This is a genomic window from Streptomyces sp. NPDC029466, assembly GCF_055574515.1.
In genome coordinates this window covers 105734-126100 of record NZ_JBVHZH010000021.1, presented here as the reverse complement: position 1 = coordinate 126100, position 20367 = coordinate 105734, and the positions used below count along the sequence as shown (strand labels likewise).

General features: G+C 68.6%; 18 protein-coding genes and 1 pseudogene. 13 read left to right on the top strand and 6 right to left on the bottom strand.

What is annotated here, in order from left to right; translation table 11 throughout:
• Positions 1 to 1895: 1895 nt before the first annotated feature.
• The 4 genes from ACZ4XD_RS18155 to ACZ4XD_RS18140 all read right to left on the bottom strand — a co-directional run bounded on the left by ACZ4XD_RS18155 (position 1896) and on the right by ACZ4XD_RS18140 (position 4319).
• Positions 1896 to 2321: a hypothetical protein gene (locus ACZ4XD_RS18155; RefSeq protein WP_468043163.1), complete on the bottom strand. Its 426-nt coding sequence runs from the start codon at positions 2319 to 2321 to the stop codon at positions 1896 to 1898.
• A 254-nt stretch (positions 2322 to 2575) separates the two neighbouring features.
• Positions 2576 to 3013, bottom strand: a complete 438-nt coding sequence (locus ACZ4XD_RS18150) for a DUF488 domain-containing protein (protein ID WP_468043161.1) — start codon at positions 3011 to 3013, stop codon at positions 2576 to 2578.
• Positions 3010 to 3624 (bottom strand): DUF488 domain-containing protein, encoded by a 615-nt coding sequence (locus ACZ4XD_RS18145; RefSeq protein ID WP_468043159.1) that lies wholly within the window; start codon positions 3622 to 3624, stop codon positions 3010 to 3012. Before ACZ4XD_RS18145 ends, ACZ4XD_RS18150 begins: the two co-directional genes overlap by 4 nt.
• Before the next feature lie 14 nt (positions 3625 to 3638).
• Entirely contained in the window at positions 3639 to 4319 is a 681-nt protein-coding gene (locus ACZ4XD_RS18140; protein WP_468043158.1) for a dual OB domain-containing protein, read from the bottom strand.
• A gap of 643 nt (positions 4320 to 4962) precedes the next feature.
• Between ACZ4XD_RS18140 and ACZ4XD_RS18135 the strand changes: the two genes are divergently transcribed.
• On the top strand, positions 4963 to 5301 hold the full coding sequence (locus tag ACZ4XD_RS18135; RefSeq protein WP_468043156.1) for a peptidase inhibitor family I36 protein: 339 nt from the start codon (positions 4963 to 4965) through the stop codon (positions 5299 to 5301).
• Positions 5302 to 5531: 230 nt separating this feature from the next.
• Here the strand turns inward: ACZ4XD_RS18135 and ACZ4XD_RS18130 are convergent, their stop codons facing one another.
• Positions 5532 to 5717, bottom strand: a complete 186-nt coding sequence (locus tag ACZ4XD_RS18130) for a hypothetical protein (RefSeq protein ID WP_468043154.1) — start codon at positions 5715 to 5717, stop codon at positions 5532 to 5534.
• Between the two features lie 658 nt (positions 5718 to 6375).
• Here ACZ4XD_RS18130 and ACZ4XD_RS18125 point away from each other — a divergent pair.
• From ACZ4XD_RS18125 to ACZ4XD_RS18110, 4 genes are all read left to right on the top strand, one after another.
• Positions 6376 to 7653, top strand: a complete 1278-nt coding sequence (locus ACZ4XD_RS18125; protein WP_468043152.1) for an SGNH/GDSL hydrolase family protein — start codon at positions 6376 to 6378, stop codon at positions 7651 to 7653.
• Between the two features lie 307 nt (positions 7654 to 7960).
• Positions 7961 to 8437 carry a LysM peptidoglycan-binding domain-containing protein gene (locus ACZ4XD_RS18120; protein WP_468043150.1) on the top strand — a complete coding sequence of 159 codons (477 nt, stop codon included), beginning with the start codon at positions 7961 to 7963 and terminating at the stop codon, positions 8435 to 8437.
• A 327-nt stretch (positions 8438 to 8764) separates the two neighbouring features.
• On the top strand, positions 8765 to 9298 hold the full coding sequence (locus tag ACZ4XD_RS18115) for a GNAT family N-acetyltransferase (RefSeq protein WP_468043148.1): 534 nt from the start codon (positions 8765 to 8767) through the stop codon (positions 9296 to 9298).
• 226 nt (positions 9299 to 9524) lie between these two features.
• Positions 9525 to 10283 (top strand): class I SAM-dependent methyltransferase, encoded by a 759-nt coding sequence (locus ACZ4XD_RS18110; RefSeq protein ID WP_468043146.1) that lies wholly within the window; start codon positions 9525 to 9527, stop codon positions 10281 to 10283.
• A gap of 120 nt (positions 10284 to 10403) precedes the next feature.
• On the opposite strand, the gene ACZ4XD_RS18105 is transcribed toward ACZ4XD_RS18110, so the two are convergent.
• Positions 10404 to 11582, bottom strand: a complete 1179-nt coding sequence (locus ACZ4XD_RS18105) for a bifunctional DNA primase/polymerase (RefSeq protein ID WP_468043144.1) — start codon at positions 11580 to 11582, stop codon at positions 10404 to 10406.
• Positions 11583 to 12015: 433 nt separating this feature from the next.
• Here ACZ4XD_RS18105 and ACZ4XD_RS18100 point away from each other — a divergent pair, with 433 nt between their 5' ends.
• From ACZ4XD_RS18100 to ACZ4XD_RS18065, 8 genes and pseudogenes are all read left to right on the top strand, one after another.
• Positions 12016 to 12324: a hypothetical protein gene (locus tag ACZ4XD_RS18100; protein ID WP_468043142.1), complete on the top strand. Its 309-nt coding sequence runs from the start codon at positions 12016 to 12018 to the stop codon at positions 12322 to 12324.
• A gap of 253 nt (positions 12325 to 12577) precedes the next feature.
• Complete coding sequence (locus ACZ4XD_RS18095; protein ID WP_468043140.1) at positions 12578 to 13984, top strand: acyl-CoA dehydrogenase family protein; 1407 nt, start codon at positions 12578 to 12580, stop codon at positions 13982 to 13984.
• Entirely contained in the window at positions 13981 to 15117 is a 1137-nt protein-coding gene (locus ACZ4XD_RS18090; protein WP_468043138.1) for a bifunctional MaoC family dehydratase N-terminal/OB-fold nucleic acid binding domain-containing protein, read from the top strand. The genes ACZ4XD_RS18095 and ACZ4XD_RS18090 overlap by 4 nt, the downstream gene beginning before the upstream one ends.
• A 1-nt stretch (position 15118) precedes the next feature.
• Positions 15119 to 16540, top strand: a complete 1422-nt coding sequence (locus ACZ4XD_RS18085) for an acyl-CoA dehydrogenase family protein (RefSeq protein WP_468043136.1) — start codon at positions 15119 to 15121, stop codon at positions 16538 to 16540.
• Positions 16537 to 16917 (top strand): annotated as a pseudogene (locus tag ACZ4XD_RS18080) (MaoC family dehydratase); the annotation flags it as partial. The gene ACZ4XD_RS18085 and the pseudogene ACZ4XD_RS18080, both read left to right, overlap by 4 nt.
• A 227-nt stretch (positions 16918 to 17144) precedes the next feature.
• Positions 17145 to 18311, top strand: a complete 1167-nt coding sequence (locus ACZ4XD_RS18075) for a lipid-transfer protein (RefSeq protein ID WP_468043135.1) — start codon at positions 17145 to 17147, stop codon at positions 18309 to 18311.
• Between the two features lie 164 nt (positions 18312 to 18475).
• The gene (locus tag ACZ4XD_RS18070) at positions 18476 to 19012 is read left to right on the top strand and encodes a SigE family RNA polymerase sigma factor (protein WP_467154732.1); all 537 of its coding nucleotides are present in this window, start codon (positions 18476 to 18478) and stop codon (positions 19010 to 19012) included.
• 40 nt (positions 19013 to 19052) lie between these two features.
• On the top strand, positions 19053 to 20306 hold the full coding sequence (locus ACZ4XD_RS18065) for a methyltransferase domain-containing protein (protein ID WP_468043134.1): 1254 nt from the start codon (positions 19053 to 19055) through the stop codon (positions 20304 to 20306).
• Positions 20307 to 20367: the final 61 nt, after the last annotated feature.

The window sequence follows — 20367 nt, the reverse complement described above, 5'->3', positions numbered from 1 at the left end:
TCAAGCCGCCACCGTATTGCCGATCCGACGCCGCTGACGACCGCCCTAGATCATTACCCGGCGACTACTGTTTGCAAGGTTGCGGTAGGCGGGCGCGAGCGCCTAGCCGTGTTCCGGACCCGCACGTCGCACTCGTCCGGCAGTTCCTGCTGCTGTGGCCGACGGGATCCGAAATCCTCACGGCCTCGCCCCCGCGACGCCGGTCGCCGAGCAAGACGTCCGACTCGCGCTCCTGCTGATCGGTGCCCTGGCCGGAGTGGACACTTGGCGGGCCATGCACGGGCCGACGGTGGCAGGTTGGCTCTCCCCGGTCCGATATCCGCACGTCAGCACGCTGGTAGGCCCCCTAGCCGGAACGCTCTTGAAAACTGTCGTGGCGGCAACGTCACCGTGGGTTCAAATCCCACAGCCTCCGCAGACAAACGGCCCCTGACCTGGTAACTCCCGGTCGGGGGCCGCTTCGTTGCCGGATGGCTGTTGACCCGTGGCTGACCGCTCTTGGCCGCGTTTGGCCGCCCTGTCTGGCACGGGTGTGGCACGCGCAGAGGGCGCCACTCAGCGCTGCCTGGAAAGGCGGGCTGCTGGCGGTCGGTGCTGTGCGCTCGGCAGGATTCGAACCTGCAACCTTCTGATCCGTAGGCGGGTGCGGCGTCCAGGCCCCCTGTGGCCGGACGGCGCTGGGGCATGCTCGTCGAGGTGCATCGAAGCACCTGCGTCCAACGGTGTGCGCTCACGTTGATGTCAGTCGCTGATGTCAGCTACCGGGAGCAGGTCCTGCGGCATCGGCCGAACCTGAAACCACCGCTTCGCAATGGGTTCCCACTCACCGGACACCCGCGGAATGGTCGGGGCATTGCCATGCTCCGCCCTCGCCAGGGCCGGCCATCCGGTCGTTCCTCCCCAAGTGCTAATCACTGTGCTTCTGGGCAGGGCCCTGCATGCCTTGCCCAGAAACAGCAAATCCGGGCAATCGGGGCAATCTGCTGCCACCTCCGCCCCCGCCGGCTCCCCCTTGGTCAATTTTCGGCCTGCATATACCCGCACCGGGTAGCATGATCACGACCTTGGGGGCCTTCAATGCGGCACGCACCCTGCGCCGCTGACCGAATTCGACACCCCCGTTAAGCCCATTCGAAATGAAATCCCAAAATGGGGGAATCGTGAAAGCTCGCAGTTTCGTGAGTGCCGGAGTTGCCGCAGCTGCGGCTGTTTTGCTCTGCAGCTCATCGGCGTTCGCAGAGGACAAATTGGTTTATACGACAGATGGCGGTGGATTCGCTGGCTGGGTAACTGGCACGCACACTTTCAACGTCTGCGACCAGAAGTCAGATGGCATGTCCCCGAAACTTGAGGTCCAGTCCTCGTCGGGAGCGAAATATTCGCTGCGTGCACCGAATGGCACAAACACTTGCGAGGATAAAATAAATGGCGCCGTCAGCGGCTTGAACTTCAAAATGAGGGTTTGCCAGATTAAGGGCAGCCGCAGCCTCTACTGCTCGGCGTGGACCTCGGTAAAGGGGTAAGAGCCTCAGCGTCAGGTTGCCGAGATGGGTGCATTGTTGCATGTGCCGTCCCGGGAATCCTGGCTCGTAAAAGTGCTGCGCCCCGCCGCTCTCACTGCGGCGGGGCGCGCGTTGCAGCAACTGGTGCTGCACAGCCCGAGGGGCGTTAGCCCAGGGGTAGCGAATTCAGGCGCTTCCACAAACAATGCCAGGTGCTCGCCAAGGTCAGTCCACGGGTGAGTCCTCAGCCAGCAGCTGACAACCGGCAGGTGTCCATGCCGCGAGAGCCAACCACGATCAGCCGCTCAGCCGAGCGGGAAGCTTCAACAACGACGATTGCAACGCGACTGTCCTTTAACGTCCGTCGTTGATGTCAGCGACGGGTGCCAGCGTTCAGGAAGTGATCCATGGGAACAAAGTTGCCATAAGCGAAAAGACGCTTGCGCTCACCCCCACAGTCGTAGCGGCAGCTTCCCTGATAAGCATGCGATCGGGGTCGGGCGCGGCCTTCACTGAAACGTCGATTAGGTGCTGCCGAAGCGAGAATTCTGGAGTGCCGTCAACCAATGCGGTGAAGGTGATCTTTCGGCCCTTCGGGGGTATCAGCTCAGGGCCGTAAGCGATGACCGTGCCGTCCACCGCACATGAGGTCTCTGCCGACTCACCTGCTGCCACGAGATCCACGACCTGGGCGTTGAGGTCCAGTTCGACGGGCCTTCCCTGATCGAAGTGCTCACTAGCGATTACGTTCCGGCCAGTGTTTTTGAGCCAGAGGACGACCACATGGGGGTTCGACAGCGGAACGCCATCGCGGCTCACCTCAATCGCTCCCGCAAGGTGGCCTGCGCCCTGTACGAGTGGCGACGAGCTTTCAACGCGGTAACTCAAGCGGCGTTTCGGCGGAAAGAGGGCTCTCCTGGGGTGCCCCGCTTCGGCGGGGCACCTCTTCTGCGTTCTCCTGTCTCACCCCGGGTCGCCTGTAGCCCGGCGCTGGCGCTGACCAGGGCGTGGGGGCCAGGGGCGGCCGGGATTTTGAGGCAGGCGCTGTTTCGTGCGTTCACCGGACGCGGAGGTCATGTCAGGTGTTCGATCGAGACGTCGCCCCACTGTTGCGCCATGTATTCGGCAACCAGTCGGCGATGGCAGTGCCCCGCCTTGTCTTCGCTGCAAAGCAGGACTGCGTTGTTGAGTAGCTCCCGGGGGACGGTGTTCTCGATGTGGCGATTCTTCATCAATTCCAGGAAGCGTTCTTCGTAGGATGTCCAGCTGGCGCCGTGCTTCTTGTAGTCGTCGAGCAGGGGCTGGGTTGGCGCCAGATCGGGACGATGGGCGTATTGCACGTCGCAGATCTCGCTGAGGAAGTACTTCAGGTCGTCGCGCTTGGCGAAGCCGGACAATTGGGATACGTTGTTCAGTCGGACATCGATCAGCGTTGTCACTTCAGCTTTGCGCAATAGCCCGAAAAACTTTTCCGCGGACTTCTTCGTAAAGCCGATTGTGTATAGTTTCATTTTCCCGATGTCCCGTTGGCGCGAAGTTCCTCATTGACGTACGCGATCCGGTCTTCCTGGCGGCTGAGAGCCTCCTGGAGGCGTTCGGCCGGCGTGCGGAATAGTTCTTCCTGGTCCAGCCCGAAACTGGCCATCAAGCGTTGCATTGCCATGGCGTGGCTCTCGATATGCCCGTCGCCGTGAATGTGGTCGATGGTGATCCCGCATTCTTCGAGCGTTCGCGCGACGAGGACACAGCGATGGCATTCGAGTGGTTCTTGTTCAGTGCACATAACGGCGATTCGCTCATTCTGTGCACCCTTCAGTAGGCGGTCGATGCCGCTGACGAAATCCGGGGTCTTGGCGAGACGGCCGTACTGTACCTGTCCGTCGACATAGCATGTGGCGTCTTTCGTGCGCGCTCCGAGTTCCTTGCCCAGGAAGGCATATTTGATGTCGACCTCGCGCAAACTGCGCTTCACTGCATCTCGGTTGAACTGGGGGGTGAACCGACTGGCGGGTGTCGACCGCACATCGGCGACCGCCGTGATTTCATGCTTGTGAAGTAGGCTGAGGAAATGCGAAACACTGTGCGTGGAGTGGCCGACGGTAAACACGGTATTCAGTGTCATTGCTTGCTGCCTGCTTAAATCTTTGCTCGCTCGATGATGGCTGCCACTAACTTGTAAGCATAATCTTCGTACGGTTCACCGAGACTCACCGTAAGGAAAGATTCGCTCAGTTCGTAGGTCCCTTCCTGCTTGGCCAGGTATGTTTGTTCATACTCGGGATCAGTCAGTCGCAGTATGTATGGGCATCCGGCGTAGCGAAAGTGTGCGTCCACGACCAGCCTGCTGTCGCCGAACGCTGCGCTGGGGGCATGCACCTGTAACGTTACGCTGTCAACGCGGATGAGCTTGAGCGAGTCCGGTAAAGTGTGCGCTTGTTCAATTGCGACACGGTTGTTGTTGCCGTGATATGTGCGGTGTCCGTTGATCCATAAGGTTTTTGGATGCTGCTCCAGTGTGAGCAGCTTGTCCCACTTGGCCCTGCCGGTCTTCTCCCAGTAGTAATTGGGGTCAAGGAGCCAGTTTTCGCTTTGGTAGCTGCGTGGCTGAGGGGTGAGGAGTGGCACGGCGATGATGTCGAGGACTCTCGGGTCCGTTCTGTCTGCATATTGCCGCTCATATTCGGATACTTCGCGGTTCGGGCGGGTGCTGACTGGGCGTATCCATTGTCCTGACCCCTTGTCGACCATGCCCGCCACACATCGACCCGCATTCTTGCGCGAGTTTGCTAAGCACACGAGCGTCTTGACAGTGGCCATGTGTCCCCCCAAAAAAAGGCTGATGTGCCGGCCCGTTCGTGACGATAACGCGGCGCAGTAACGCAGGGCGACGGTTGCCGGTGAAGTAACCGCCGCTATCGGCCAGGCTCGGGTCGGGAATTCGCTCGGTGAAGGAGAGCCTCGTCGAGTCGCCTGTGGCCCATGATTCTGGACGGGGTTCCTTCTTTTCGATCATGGCGGATTTGGCAGCTCGCAGGTCAGCCACAACCTTCAGGTCAGCCAACAGCCGGAGACGGGGGTGCAACAGGCATACGCGTCCCGGTCGGTTGGCGTCGGTGGGCCAGTTCACGTAGGCCATGAACTCCGCCGGCCCACTACAGGGTCGGCATCACAATGGCTCAGATCTTGTCCCGTCTCTCGCCAGCCCAGCGCCCTGGGTGAGTGTCCTCAAAAGAGCTGGTTTTGCTCGGTGCCGGCGGTCCGCAGGCGGTGCGTCACGACCGGCATCTGTGGCCTGTCCGGGGCCTCCTGCCTGGCACTATGTGGCCAGCCAGCGGCTGGGGGAAGCGGTGGCGCCGAGCGCGGCGGCGTGGAGCTTGGCTGAAATGCGATTGGCTGTGGCGATCATGCACTGGGATGCTCGTCCCCGACCATGATCCATAGGGGAACAGGAGTACCACTCTTGAGGACGAAGCTCATCGCGCTCGGCGGCGCCGCGCTCATCGCGACGCTGCCGCTCGCCACCGCCCAGACCGCATCCGCCTCGTCCGTCTGCCGGGAGGGCTCGGTCTGCACCTGGTCGAAGAATGACTTCGGGGGCACGAAGCGCACCAGCGGCGTGAACCCCTCGCACGGCTGTTACCCGTGGAGCGGGAAGACCGTCTCCAACCAGACCAAGAGGACGATCCGGGTGTACAGCGACGTCTCGTGCACCGGCAAGCGCGTCGACATCAAGAGCCACCACTGGGGGCAGACCAAGCCGGGCGCGACCATTAAGTCCATCGCGATCATCGGCTCGTGACCGCCGGCTAGGAGCTAGTCGGCACCCGCAGAACCGAGACACGGTCCCGGCCCTCGCATCCCGGCCCGGGGCCGTGTTGGTGCGGGGGTCGGCCGGTGCGGGGGTCGGCTGGTGCGGGCCCGGCGTCGAGTCAACTCCGTATGGGTCCGGTCTACGCGGCGTTCAGCGCGGTGGCGACGTTGATCTTGCGCATCCCGGCCGCGCCTGGGGGCAGCCCTTAGGTGGCAGTGTCAGTCGGGGGGTAAATGCCCGGGGTCGCTGGCGAGGTGGCCATTGTCGGGGGCGAGGGTTCCGCAGAGCCGTTTCACGGGTGTGTAGAGGGGCCGGCCGTCGGAATCGATGCCGTCCTCGTCGGGAGACTCGCAGAGCCGGTCGAAGGGCACGGTGACGAACGGCCACGCGCCGGGGATCTCCATCGAACCGGGGTGCTACTGCCACACGGTGCCGAAGTGCCGGTTGTGGAATTCCCTGAGGTACCAGGAGGCGGTCTGGAGGAAGTCGCCCCCTTCGTGCTCGTGGGCCTGCTCGGCGTAGCGGCCGCGGATCAGATCTTCGAGGCGGACGAGCGCGTCGAGGCTGAAGTCCCGGGTGTCAGGGGCCTGTTCGGCTCAAGTGGGGAATTCTGCGTGCTGGATGGTCAGCCAGGATTCAGGACGGAGTTGTCGGACCTGAGCGGGTTGAGCCGGCGCAATTCCTCGTATTCGTCTTCGTATTCGTCTTCGGTGATGTTCATGGCCGGGACCGTAGCGGTTGGCTTTGGGGGCGGCGGTAGCCATAACCGCCATATGTAGGCGCGGAGTTGGCACCTCGTCCACAGGAATCCTCCGGTCCGAGGGCTCGGTGTCGCGGCGAACCGGTTCGTTTGCCGGAGAAGCGGAATGGGGGGCTTCTCTGCCGAATGGCAGATGTGGTGGTCCATGGGCCGAGCCGAGACTGCGGATGTGCCTCGGGGGAGCGGTGGCCGAAGTCGGTTGCTGTGGTGGTCGAACGGGGCGCATGTGCTGACGAGGGGAAGGCGAGAGGGCTATGGGTCTCTTTCGGTGCGTGCCGGCTGCCAGGCGTGGGGTTTCTGGGATGGCGATGGCGGTGGTGACGGTGATGGCGCTGATGGGGGTGGTGGTTCCGGCGGCGGGCGGGGCCGGAGGTGAGGCGTATGCCGCGGGGGAGGGCGGCTCGCGGTGGGCGCAGGCTTGGGGGGCTGCGGTGCAGCAGCCTGTCGAAGGGGATGTGGATGACGTTCCCAACTGGTCGAAACAGGGGTTTCGTCATCAGTCGGTGCGTCAGGTCGTGCGGGTCGGTGTCGGCGGGGACCGGGTGCGGATCAGGCTGTCCAACCGGTATGGCAAGAAGCCGCTGCGGGTGGACGGGGCGGTGATCGCGCGGTCCGGGGGCGGGGCGCAGGCATGGCCCGGGACCGCGCGGAAGGTGAGCTTCCGGCACGCTGGTTCGACGGTGATCCCGGCGGGCGGGGAGGCGGTCGGCGATGCGGTGACGCTGTCCACCTCACGGTTGGAGAATCTGGTGGTCACGTTGTACTTCGCCGGAGAGACCGGACCGGCGACCTTCCACCGAGTGGGGTTGGCGGCCTCCTACCGGGCTGCCGGGAATCACCTCAACGATGTGTTGGCCAAGGCGTACCGCGAGTCGTCGCAGTCGTCCTACTTCCTCAGCGGGGTTGATGTCTCCGGGCCGTTCCGGGCGTCGCGGAACACGGTGGTGTCGTTGGGGGATTCGGCGACCGATGGGGTGGGGGCCACGGCGGAGGCCCACGGCCGGTATACGGATGTTCTCGGCGAGCGGCTGGTCGCCGGCCGCCGGAACCTTGGTGTGGTCAATGCCGGCATTGCCGGGAACATGCTGTTGACCAGCAGTTCCTGTTTCGGGGAGAAGGGCATCGCGCGGTTCCGGCGGGACGTTCTGGACCGGCCGGGGGTGCGTACGGTGATCGTCGAGCTGGGGGCGAATGATGTCGGGGCCAACTGGTCCACGGGCGCCTGCTTCCCGTCGTCGCACAAGCCGGTCTCGGCGCGCCAGATCACCGAGGGGTACCGGGCGTTGATCCGCGCCGCGCACGGGCGGGGGATCAAGGTCATCGGGGCCACGCTGGTGCCGCTGAGCGGGTATCCGGGCTACCCGGGCCATGCCGCCAAGGTGGAGAGGCTACGTACGCAGGTCAACCACTGGATACGCACCAGCGGGGCGTTTGACGCGGTCGTCGACTTCGACAAGGCCCTGGCGGACCCGGCCCACCCGGAGCGGCCACGGCCGGGCTATGTCTACGAGGACGGGCTGCATCCCAACGATGCCGGGTACCAGGCCATTGCCAATGCTTTTGATCTGTCGGTGCTTTGACGGGTAGTCGCGGCGGCGCGGTCACGGCGGTCACTGTGACCGCCGTGATTGCGGTGTTCGGGGTGTCGGGCGGTGATCAGCGGTCCGGATCACCGCCCGGTTGGATTGGTTTATGGCGTCACTTTTTAATGCGCCACTTTTTATTGAGGCATTCTTTCTTTCGGTGAGGGGGAGGCTGCCATGCAAGTGGTGTGCTGTGGCGGTAAAATGACCTCGGTGAAGTGGGGAGTGGGGGAGGGAGTTGGGTGGTCGGGGGCTGCTGTGGGAAAACATGCGGGTGTCTGGAAACGCTTCTAGCGTGAGTGTCATGGGTACTCAACAGACAACACAGGACAAGTACTACGTCGTGGTTGCCGGTGACACGCTTTCCGGTATCGCTTCCCGTTTCCATACCACTGTGAAGCAGCTTCAGATCTGGAACAATATTCCGGATCCGAACGTCATCAAGGTGGGTCAGCGGCTTCTTGTCGTCAAGGCCACGGCGGGAGAGCCGCAGCCTGGCGATCCCAGCTTCGTTCCGTTCCCCGGCGGCGAATGGTTCAAGACCCTGCCGACCAGCCCGATCATCCAGATGATGGGGCTGCGCCTCGTGGAGGAAGGGTGCGGCGCCGCTTACGGGTTCAGCGGCCCCGGGCCGAAGTGGAATGACAAGCACCGTCAGGCCTATTCCTCCTTCCAGAGTGCGCTGGGATACACGGGCTCGGATGCGGACGGGTGGCCGGGGCGTAAGTCCTGGGACCAGCTGCGTGTTCCGTTCCCGGAGGAGGACTACGGCGCCCAATGAGGCGTGTCGGTGTGCCAGTGCGCCGGGTTGCCTCACTTCACGGCCCCGGCCGACCGGTATGCCGGTCAAGTCGTATGGAATAGCGTCGCATCACGTCACGTGCATCTTGTGGATTCGCGTGGGATCACGTGGAATCCCTGCCGTGTGGCTGCCGGATAGGAGAATGGCGGCTGCGGGGCGGGGATTTCTGTGAGATGGGGATTGTTGTGGGGTGGGGTGGGGTGGGGTGGGGGTGCTGTGAGATTGCCGTGAGAGGGGCGCGATAAAGTGGTGGTGGAATTTGGAATTATCTTCCCGGCATGATGCGGAAAGTGAGCAGGGGTCACGGTGGGTGCGCGGAGGGCGGGGGGAAAGGGCGGCTCCAGGCGGGGGGCCGTGGTGATCCGGCGGGCCGAAGGGCGGGATGCCGGGCGGCTCACTCGGTTGGTGCGGAGTTCTCGCGCGTATGAGGGGCGGTATTCCTCGATGGTCGAGGGGTATCGGGTGGGGCCGGACTACATCGCGGCGCATCGGGTGTTCGTTGCCGTGGAGGAGGCCGTCGGGCACGGTGCGGCGCCCGGTGAGCAGGAGCGGGTGTGTGGCTTCTATGCGCTCCTTGTGGAGCCGGCCGAGCTGGATCTGATGTTTGTGGCGGACCAGGCGCAGGGGTACGGCATCGGGCGCCGGCTGATCGCGCACATGCGGGACGAGGCGCGGCGGGCCGGGCTCGACCGCGTGCGCGTGGTGTCGCATCCGCCCGCCGAGGGTTTCTACCGGAGCATGGGCGCCCGGCCGGTCGGTGTGGTGCGGGCCGATCCGCCCGCGGTGATGTGGGACCGGCCGGAGCTGGCCTTCCTGGTGGAGCCCGGCGAGGAGCGCTGACCTTGTGGTCGCGGGGCATGGGCATGGGCACGGGCCTGGGGGCAAGGTGCGCAGCGCGTTCCGGGGCAGGGGCGTGGACCTGGGGCAGCGTCTGGGCCGGTGGGGCGGGACCTGGGTGCAGGCGCGGGACCTGGATGCAGGGCGCGCCGGGCGGGAGGGCCGGCTGCTGCGGGCAGGGCGGGGAAAATTGCTGGCGGGGTAGGTCTTTTGCGGTGACTGTGGGGGTATGGCGCGATCATTTGAGGACCTGGTGGCCGAAGCCGAGGCCGTATCGGTAGAGGGATGGGATTTCTCGTGGCTGGCGGGGCGGGCCACGGAGGAGCGGCCCTCGTGGGGATACCAGCGGGCGATGAGTGAGCGGTTGGCGGGTGCGTCGGCTGCGTTGGACCTTCAGACGGGCGGCGGTGAGGTGCTCGCCGGCGCGGCGAAGCTGCCGCCGGTGATGGTGGCCACGGAGTCCTGGCCGCCGAATGTCGCCAAGGCCACCGCGCTGCTGCATCCGCTCGGTGCGGTGGTGGTCGCCGATGCGGATGAGCCGCCGCTGCCGTTCGCCGATGCGGCGTTCGACCTGGTGACGAGCCGCCATCCGGTGACGGTGTGGTGGGAGGAGATCGCCCGGGTGCTGCGGCCCGGGGGCGTGTACTTCTCCCAACAGGTCGGTCCGGCCAGTGTGTTCGAGCTGGTGGAGTACTTCCTGGGGCCGCAGCCGGAGCACGTACGGCGGGGCCGTCATCCCGAGGATGCGCGCCGGGCGGCGGAGGCGGCGGGCCTTGAGGTGGTCGATCTGCGCGCGGAGTCGTTGCGGACCGAGTTCTTCGACATCGGGGCGGTGATCTACTTCCTGCGGAAGGTGGTCTGGATGGTGCCCGGCTTCACGGTCGGCCAATACCGGGATCGGCTGCGGGAGTTGGATGCGCAGATCCGCGAGGAGGGGCCGTTCGTGGCACAGACGACCCGGTTCCTGATCGAGGCGCGGAAGGGGTAGGTCGCGCCGGGCCGTCTCCTCGGGCCGACTCCCAGGCCGCCCGTTCTGGGCCGGGCCGTCTCCTCGGGCTGTCTCCCAGGCTGCCCGTTCCGGGGCGGGGCGTTGGCCGGCCGGTGTCCCCTAGCCGCGGCGGGCTGCCGAGGCGATCGTTGCTCGGGCCTCCTCTGCGGACAGGCCGGTGTGGCAGGCGGCCTCTGTCAGCCTGGCGGCGAGTTCCTGGCCGAGGCCGGATTCCTGGGCGCGGCAGGCTGCCCAGAAGAGGCGGGCATTGCGCTGGCCGCGCGGGGAGGCCCGGACGAAGCGTATGAGCGCCGCGGCGGGCTGGGGCGGGACGCCGTACGGCGGCTCGCGGTGGGCGGGCGGGGGCGGGGCCGTGAGCAGGGTGAGCAGGGTGTCCGGCACGGGGGCGGGGCGGTGTGGTGTGTCCGCTGCGAGGACATACCGGCCGTGGGTGGTGAGTGAGCCGGGGCCGACGAGATAGCCGCCCGCGCCGCGGACGTCGATGCCGGGGGCGAGCCGGCCGACCGAATTCGATACGGGCGGGGTCGGCGGGCCGGTGAACCAGAGGTGGCGGCCGCCGCTGGGGGTCAGGACAGTGACGGTCGGCGGGAGCGGGAAGCCGTGCTCTTCGGCGAGGAACCGGAGGGCGGTCAGGCCGTCGGCGCCGTTTTTGGTGTCGAGGTCGATGCCGATGAGGTGGTGCGGGGGCCGCCCGCAGGCGATGCCGTAGCCGGTGGCCCAGGGGGCGGCGGCGAACATGCGGCGGACGGTGAGCGGGTCGGTACTCGCGTCGTGTACGCCGTGCCCGAGCCGGCCGCAGGCGCCGCGGCAGGTCGGGGTCTCGGGGTGCCCGCGGTGCGGGGACCTGATGGCGGGGAGCTTGCTGCGGGTCAGTGGCATGACGGGGTAGCCGGCCTCGGCGGCGAGGAGTGCCTGGGTGAGCGCGGTGGCGGGGGCGTCCGCGAGCGCGGCGGCGGGTGCGTCCATGGGCGTGGTTGCGGACGGGGCCGTGGGTGTGGCGGCGGGTCGAGCCATGGGCCTCGTGGTGGTCGGCCCCTCCGTGGGCGGCGTGCGGCGGCGCAGGTCGGCCCAGGGGTCGTGCTGCTGCTTGGTCCGTGGCTCGTGCTGCTGGTCGGCCCGCGGATTGGGTTGTTGCTCGGTGCGTGGCTCGTGCTGTTGCTCGATCCGTGGATTGGGTTGCCGTTCCGTCCACGGCTCGGGCTGCCGCTCGGCCCACGGGTCGGGTTGCTTGTCGCTCGACGGAGTGGGCGTCGTGCCGCGCCATGGGGCAGGCGGCATGCCTCCCCGTGGATGGGGTCGGCTGTTGGTCCAGGGGTCGGGCGGGTGGTCGGTCGGTCTTCCGGCATGGCGGCGGTGCATGGCCATGGCTCTATTTTCGTACGAATGTTCGACGAAGGGAAGGGGGGCGTGTGTGCATTGACCCGCGCGCCGGTGCGTCGATGCGCCGGGGGTGGGCTCGTCGGCCGCGCCACGGACGGGCCTGCCCGCGAGGCCCGGCGCCGCCGTAAGGGTGTGACCGGGGGTACGCGTGCGACAGGGGTTTACCCGAGGTTTCTCATGCTTGCGGGGGAATCACGCCTCGTGACGGGTTCGCCGGGTGTTCGTGGGCAAAGCTGACTTCGCGACGTCGAGGCAAGGATCGCGGTGGTCGGCCAACTGCCGTATGAGAAAGCGGAGTTCAACAGTCGTGTTCCGTAGGAGGAGAAGAGTCATGGCAAGCACCCGTACCGGCCGCGTCTTCGCCGTCGCCGCCGCACTGCCCTTCGCGGCCACCCTTTTCACCGGCGTCGCGCAGGCCGACAACGGCGGCTTCGCGACCAGTGGGTCGAGCTCGGCGGCGACGAGCCAGACGGGGACCGGTGTCGGCGGCGACAACCTCGGTAACTCGACCACCGGCCAGCAGGTCGCCAACGGTGCCGGCGCCTCCAACCAGAACAACACAGCGAGTGTGAACGGCTCCGCCGGTCCCACGGAAATCGACCAGACCAACTGCACCGTCACCTTCAACAACTTCGAGTGATCCGGCCCGCCGTCCAAGGGTCTTCCGTCCAAGGGCCCGCCGCTCAGGGGGTGCGGCGGCCAGGGGGTGCGGCGGCCGTCCGGTAGGGGAGAGGCCAGGGTCGGCACGGAGAGAATGGGGCTTCTCCGGGGTTCACTGCGCCGACCTTGACAGCGAGCGGGTTTCTGACGGACAGTCAGAAACCCGCTCGCTCGTTCGTACGTCCGGACCCAGCGCACCGGGCATACGGCCACCAGAAGGGGAGGCCGCCGACGTGCACCTCGCCCCCACCGCGCGCCAGGAGCGGCTGCGCGCCGCGCTCCGTTCGTACTTCCGGGAGCTGCTGCCGGACGGGCCGGTCGAGGACGCCGCGGCGCAGCGTGCGGTGCTGCGCCGGATCGGCGCCGACGGCATGTTGGGCCTGGGCTGGCCGACCGCGTACGGCGGGCAGGGCCGCGGCCCCGACGAGCAGTTCGTGTTCTTCGACGAGGCGTACCGCGCGGGCGCGCCGGTCTCGATGGTCACGCTCAACACCGTCGGCCCGACCCTGATGAAGTACGGCACCCAGCAGCAGAAGGACTACTTCCTGCCGCGCATCCTCAGTGGCGAGCTCGTCTTCGCGATCGGCTATACGGAGCCCGAGGCCGGTACCGACCTCGCCGCCCTCCGTACCCGCGCGGTGAAGCAGCCGGGCGTCGTCGGCGCCACCAAGGGCGCTGAGAACATCGGAGGAGGCGGCACTGAGGACGCTGATGGCGCCGAGAGCATCGGAGGAGGCGCCGCCGAGGACGTCGCGGCCACCGTCGGCGCCACCGAAGATGCCTCGGGCACCGGAGGCACCCCCAAGGGCGCCGCGACCACCGGCGCCGCCGCCCAGGACGCCTCAGGCCCCGGCGCCGCCGCCCAGGACGTGACGGGCCCCGGCGGCACCCCCGAGAACGCCCACTGGCTGATCAACGGCACCAAGAGCTTCACCAGCAACGCCCAACGGGCCGACTGGATCTGGCTCGCCTGTCGCACCGACCCCGACGCGCCCAAGCACCGGGGGATTTCGATCATCCTGGTGCCTACCGACGCTCCCGGTTTCTCGTGGACGCCGATCGAAACCGTCGGCGGGCTGACGACCACCGCCACGTACTACGACGGCATCCGCGTCCCGGCCGGGAACCTCGTAGGGGAGGAGAACGGCGGCTGGCAGCTGATCACCAATCAGCTCAACCATGAACGCGTCGCGTTGGCCGCTCTCGGTATGCAGGCCGAGGACGCCTTGGACGCGGCGCTGGCGTACGCCCGTACACCCGACCGGGAGACCGGCGAGCGGCCCGCCGACCGCCCCTGGGTGCGGTCCCGGCTCGCCGAGGCGCACGCCCGGCTTGCCGCCACCCGGCTGCTGAACTGGCGGCTGGTAGACGAGGTGGGCGCCGGGACGCTGAGCCCCGGGGACGCCAGTGGCGTCAAGTTCGCGGGGACGGAGAGCACCGTCGAGGTCTACCGGATGTGCCAGGAGGTGGCCGGGGACGCCGCCCTGGTACGGGCCGGTTCACCGGGCGTCTTCGGGCACGGGGAGCTGGAGCGGATGAACCGTGCGGCGCAGATCAACACCTTCGGGGGCGGCGTGAGCGAGGTCCAGCGGGAGCTCGTCGCGACGATGCGGCTGGGGATGCGGAGGGGGCGGCGATGAACCCGGTGCGGCTCGCATACGAGCAGCTCAAGACCTATGAGGGCCGGCCGACCTCGGCTCCCGGCGTGGGCAAGGACCTGGTCAACGAGCCGATGATCCGGCACTGGTGCGAGGCCGTGGGCGACACCCACCCCGCCTACCGGGGGCCGGATGCCGTCGCTCCGCCGACCATGCTTCAGGCCTGGACGATGGGCGGGCTCTCCGGCCATGCGGACCGCTCGGGGGCGTACGACGAACTGTCCGGGTTGCTGGACAGCGCCGGGTACACGTCCATCGTGGCCACCGACTGCGAGCAGGAGTATCTGCGGCCGCTGCGGCCCGGTGACCGGATCACCTTCGACTCGGTGATCGAATCGGTGTCGGAGTGCAAGACCACGAAACTGGGGGTCGGGCACTTCATCACGACGCGGATGGATATCCGGGCGGACGGCGAACCGGCCGGGACGCATCGCTTCCGGGTCCTCAAGTACGCCCCGGCCGCACGGCTTTCCAAGACGGGCGAGGGGCCTCGCGAGACGGGCGGCCGGCTCTCAAAGACGGCGGAGCGGCCTCCCGAGACGATCGGTCGGCCCTCAAAGACGGCGGGGCGGCCTTCCGAAACGGCCGAGCAGCCCCAGGCCCCCCAGCCCTCCCAGCTCACCGAGCTCCCCCGGCCCCGCCGCCCCCGCCCCGTCATCAACCGTGACAACGCGGGTTTCTGGGAAGGCGTTCGCGGGCACCGGCTGCTGATTCAGCGCTGCACGGGCTGCCGGACGCTGCGCTTCCCCTGGTTGCCGGGGTGCAACACCTGTGGGTCACCGGAGTGGGACACCGTCGAGGCGAGCGGCGCGGGAACGGTCTTCTCATACGTCGTGATGCACCATCCGCCGTTCCCCGCGTTCACGGTGGCCGACACACCGGCCGACGGGGCGGGCCCGGACGCGACGGCCCCCGGCGCAGCGGGCTCCGGCACGGCGAGTCCCTACGCGGTCGGGCTGATCGAGCTCGCGGAGGGGGTACGGATGGTCAGCAACATCGTCGGCGTCCCCTACGACAAGGTGCGGATCGGGATGCCCGTACGGCTCGAATTCCTCTGCGCGGATGAGGAGTTGGAGCTGCCGGTCTTCCGGGTGGCCGAGGGTGGTGAGGGGTGAGATGGACTTCACGCCCACCCCGGAACAGGCGGCGGCCCGTGAGCTGGCCGCGGAGATCTTCGGCGACCTGTCCACACCGGAACGCCTCGCCGCAGGAGGCAGCGATACCGACGCCGCCCTGTGGAAGGCGCTGTGCGCGGCCGGCCTACCAGGCGCAGCGGAGGAGACCGGACTGCTCGGGCTCGTCCTGATGCTGGAGGAGCAGGGCCGTACGACGGCACAGGTGCCGTTCGCCGCGACCTGTGTGTACGGCCTGCTGGCGATCGGCGCCCACGGCAGCGCGGAGCAGCGGGCGCGGCTGCTGCCGCCGCTGCGGACCGGCGAGGCGGTCGCGACCGGGGCCTTCCCGGCGAGACGTGGCGGCGTACGGGCCGAGGGCATGGCGGACGGGAGGGCGGACGGGGCGGCGGATCCGACGGCGAACGGGAGGGCGGACGGGGCGGCGGATCCGACGGCGAACGGGAGGGTGGAAGGGCCGACGGACTCGACGGTGAACGGGACGGCGCACGGGACAGGGCGGCTGACCGGCGTCGTGCCCGTGGTGCCATGGTTGGGCGTGGCCACCCATGTGCTGGTGCCGGACGGGGCCACGCGGGCGCTGTGGCTCGTACGCACCGACGCTCCCGGTGTGCGGCGGGACCCGGTCGAGACCACCGCACCGTGGTCGGCGGGCCGCCTCACCCTGGACGACGCCCCAGCCGAACGCCTGGGCTCGGACGCCCCGGCCGAATGCCTCGCCCCGGAGACCCCGGCCGAATGTCTGGGCCCGGAGTCCCCGGCCGAACGCCTCGCCCCGGATACCCCGGCCGAACGCCTCGCCCCAGAGACCCCGGCCGAACGCCTCGCCCCGGACCCCCGAGCCGAACGCCTCGCCCCGGCCCCCAGCGCCCTCTCCCACCCCACCCAGCCCGCCGGCCGCGACGCCTACGCCGACATCCTGGCCCTCGCCCGGACGGCCTTCGCCGGTCTCCAGGCCGGGGTCGCGGCCGGCTCCCTGGCCCGTGCGGTGGCCCACACCACCACCCGCGAACAGTTCGGCCGCCCGCTCTCCACGAACCAGGGCGTGCTGCTGCGCGCCGCCGACGCCCACATGGACATCGAGGCCATCCGGCTCACCGCCTACGAGGCGGCCTGGCGCCGGGACGCGGGCCTGGATGCCGGACCGCATGCGCTGACCGCCGCCTGGTGGGCGTCCGAGGCGGGCACCCGCGTGGTGCACACCGGCCAGCATCTGCACGGCGGCATCGGTGCCGACCTCGACCACCCCGTCCACCGGCACTTCCTCTGGGGCAGACAGCTCGCCGGATATCTGGGCTCGGGAGCCGAAGTCCTGGAGGAGCTGGGGGAGTTGCTCACCGGGGAGCGCCCGACGCCGGCCGCCCGCCCGGACCAGCCGCCCCGGACCCGGACGGAGGCCCCATGAAAGCCGGTGACGAGCTCCCCGCCCTCACCATCCCCCTGACCCGCACCCTGATCGTCGCCGGAGCCCTGGCCTCCCGTGACTACCAGGACGTGCACCACGACGCCGAGGCGGCCCGCGTGAAGGGCTCCCCGGACATCTTCATGAACATCCTCACCACCAACGGGCTGGTCGGCCGCTACATCACCGACCACTTCGGCCCCCGCTGCACCCTGCGCAAGGTCGCGATCCGCTTGGGCGCCCCCAACTACCCAGGAGACACCATGGTGTTGCGCGGCACCGTCACCGAGGTCACGGACGGTACGGCGGTGGTGGTGCGGGTCGTCGGCACGAACGGCATCGGCCACCACGTCACCGGCACGGTCACCGTGGACATCCCGGAGGGCGCCCCGGAAGGGACCCCGGAGGGCATCCCGGAAGGGACCCCGGAAGGGATCCCGGAAGCCGCCCCGGAAGGGACCCCGGAGGGCATCCCGGAAGGGACCCCGCAAGGGATCCCGGAAGCCGCCCCGGAGGGCGCCCCGGAAGGCATCCCGGAAGGGACCCCGCAAGGGACCCCAGAAGGCACCCCAGAAGCCACCCCGAAAGGGCTCCCGGAGGCCACCCCATGAGCATCCGCCGCCCCGACTCCCTAGGAGGCCGGGCCGCCATCGCCGGCATCGGTGCGACCGAGTTCTCCAAGGACTCCGGCCGCAGCGAGCTGCAACTGGCCGTCGAGGCGGTACGCGCTGCCCTCGACGACGCCGGGCTGACCCCCGCGGACGTCGACGGGCTGGTCACCTTCACCATGGACACCAACCCCGAGATCACCGTCGCCCAGGCGGCCGGTATCGGCGAGCTCTCGTTCTTCTCCCGGGTCCACTACGGGGGCGGCGCGGCCTGCGCCACCGTCCAGCAGGCGGCCCTCGCGGTCGCGGCCGGAATCGCTGAAGTCGTCGTCTGCTACCGGGCGTTCAACGAGCGCTCCGGCCGCCGCTTCGGCTCCGGCGTGCAGCAGCGGGAGCCGTCCGCCGAGGGGGCGGCGCTCGGCTGGAACCTCCCCTTCGGCCTGCTCACCCCCGCCTCCTGGGTCGCCATGGCCGCCCAGCGCTACCTGCACACCTACGGGCTGACCCCGGACGCCTTCGGCCCGGTCGCGGTCACCGACCGCCGCCACGCCGCCCGCAATCCGGCCGCCTACTTCTACGGGAAGCCCATCACCCTCGCCGACCACGCCGCCGCCCGCTGGATCGTCGAACCACTACGGCTGCTGGACTGCTGCCAGGAGACGGACGGCGCCCAGGCGATCGTGGTGACCTCGCCCGAGCGGGCCCGCACGCTGCCGCACCCGCCGGCGCTGATCACGGCCGCCGCACAGGGCGCGGGCCGCGCCCAGGAGCAGATGACCAGCTTCTACCGCGACGGTCTGACCGGACTCCCCGAGATGACCGTGGTCGCCCGCCAGCTCTGGCGAACCGCCGGCCTGACCCCCGCCGATATCGATGTCGCGATCCTCTACGACCACTTCACCCCGTTCGTGCTGATGCAGCTGGAGGAGTTCGGCTTCTGTGCGCCCGGCGAGGGCTCGGACTTCGTCGCCGCGGACACCCTCCCCCTGAACACCCACGGCGGCCAGCTCGGCGAGGCGTATCTGCACGGGATGAACGGCATCGCCGAGGCCGTCCGCCAGCTCCGCGGCACCTCCGTCAACCAGGCGGGCACCCCCGCACATGTGCTGGTCACCGCGGGTACGGGGGTGCCGACTTCGGGGCTGGTCCTCGGCGCGGACGGCTGACGGGGCGGTCGCGAGCCGAATCCGTGGTCACAGGTCCGACGGGTACGACCTGCCTGTCCCCCTAGAGGAGGTGAGGCAGACCTCACCCGTACAACTTCAGACGGATGGGCTTCGGCACCTGGGGGCGATCCCTTCACCCCACCCTCGCTCCTAGCGTGGTGCCCATGACCACGCCAGTGTGCACCAGCGCTTCGACCGCCGCTGTGTTCCCGACGTTCTCGTCCTATGTACGGGCCCGGGGGCCGGTCCTGCTGCGCGCCGCGCGGTCGATGTCTCCCAACCCGAACGACGCCGAGGACCTCCTCCAGACGGCACTGACCAAGACCTATGTGGCCTGGGACCGGATCGAGGACCACCGCGCCCTGGACGGCTACGTCCGCCGCGCGCTGATCAACACCCGCACCTCCCAGTGGCGCAAGCGCAAGGTCGAGGAATTCGCCGTCGACGAGCTCCCGGAGCCGGACCCGCTGCCGGCCCCCGACCCGGCCGAACTCCAGGGCCTGCGGGACGCGATGTGGCGCGCGGTGATGCGACTGCCCGCCCGTCAGCGGGCCATGGTCGTCCTCAGGTATTACGAGGACCTCAGCGAGGCCCAGACCGCCGAGGTCATGGAGGTCTCGATCGGCACGGTCAAGAGCGCCGTCTCCCGCGCCCTGGCCAAACTCCGGGAAGACCCTGAGCTGACGATGCTCTCGTCCTGATCGGGACGCCGGGGCGGCCCCGTACGGGCACACTCGGCGCATGCACCCGCTGCACCCACCGGCTCCGGAGCCGACCGACCCCGACCCCGACCCCGCCCCCGAAGCCCGAGCAGGCTCGTTGACCTCGCATCCGGACCCCGGCGAAGCCATCGGCGGTCTGCTGGACGAGATCGCCGGGCAGCTCGGTCACCCCGTCCCCGCTCACCTGCAAGCCTCCCTGCGCGCCGTCCCCCGCCACCTCTTTCTGCCGCCCACCCTGTGGCTGCGTGACGGGAACGGCGGTCACGAGCCGTGCGACCGGGAGAGCGACCCCGACCGCTGGTGGCGCGCGGCCTACCGCGACGCCCCTCTCGTCACCCAGTTCGCGGAGGGGCCCGACGGCACCCGTGCCCCGTCCTCCTCCGCCTCGATGCCCAGCGTGGTCGTACGGATGCTGATGGCGCTCAACACACGCCCGGAGCATGCGGTGTTGGAGATCGGTACCGGTACCGGCTTCCACGCGGCTCTGCTCGCCTTCCTCTGCGGTGCGGACCACGTGACCTCGCTCGACGTCGACCCCGGGCTGACGCGCCGCGCACAGCGGGCGCTGAAGGCCAGTGGACAGCAGCCGGACGTGGTGTGCGCGGACGGCGCGGGCGGCTGGCCGCCGAACGCCCCCTACGACCGGATCATCGCCACCTGCTCCGTCCGCACCGTGCCGCTCCCTTGGCTGGAGCAGACCGTGACCGGCGGTCTCCTCGTCACCCCGTGGGACACCCCCTGGTGCAACTTCGGGACCCTCATCGCCACGAAGCAGGCGGACGGCACCGCCGAGGGCTCGCTCGCTCCGTACGGCTCGTTCATGCTCCTGCGCGCCCAACAGGTCGACGCGGAACTGCGGGGCGACATCCCGCACGAGGGGCAGGAGCCCGAGCGCTCCACGACGCGTCTGTCTCCCTGGTCAGTTGCCGGGAACGACCTCGATGCGCAGCTGCACATCGGCCTCCGGGTGCCGGGAGTGTGGCATGCGTGGGACACCGAGGCGGAAGGGGCGGGAGGCGCGCAGGGCGCGGAAGGGGCGCATACGAGGCTGTGGCTGGCGGATGACGAGGCGACGAGTTGGGCCAGGGTGGACTACGACGGCCGGCAACTGTCGACGTTCGTGGTCGCTCAGTACGGCCCCAGGAGGCTGTGGGACGAGGTGGCCCGTGCGTACGAGGGATATGTGGCCGCCGGCCGCCCGGGAGTGCCACGGCAGCGGCTGCGGATTTCCCCTAAGGGTTCCGGGACCCGCCACGAGGTGACCCTGAGCTGAGCGCCGGGCCCCAACGGAATCCCGCGGCTAGCGCTGGTCGCGGGATTCCGCGCTGCTGACG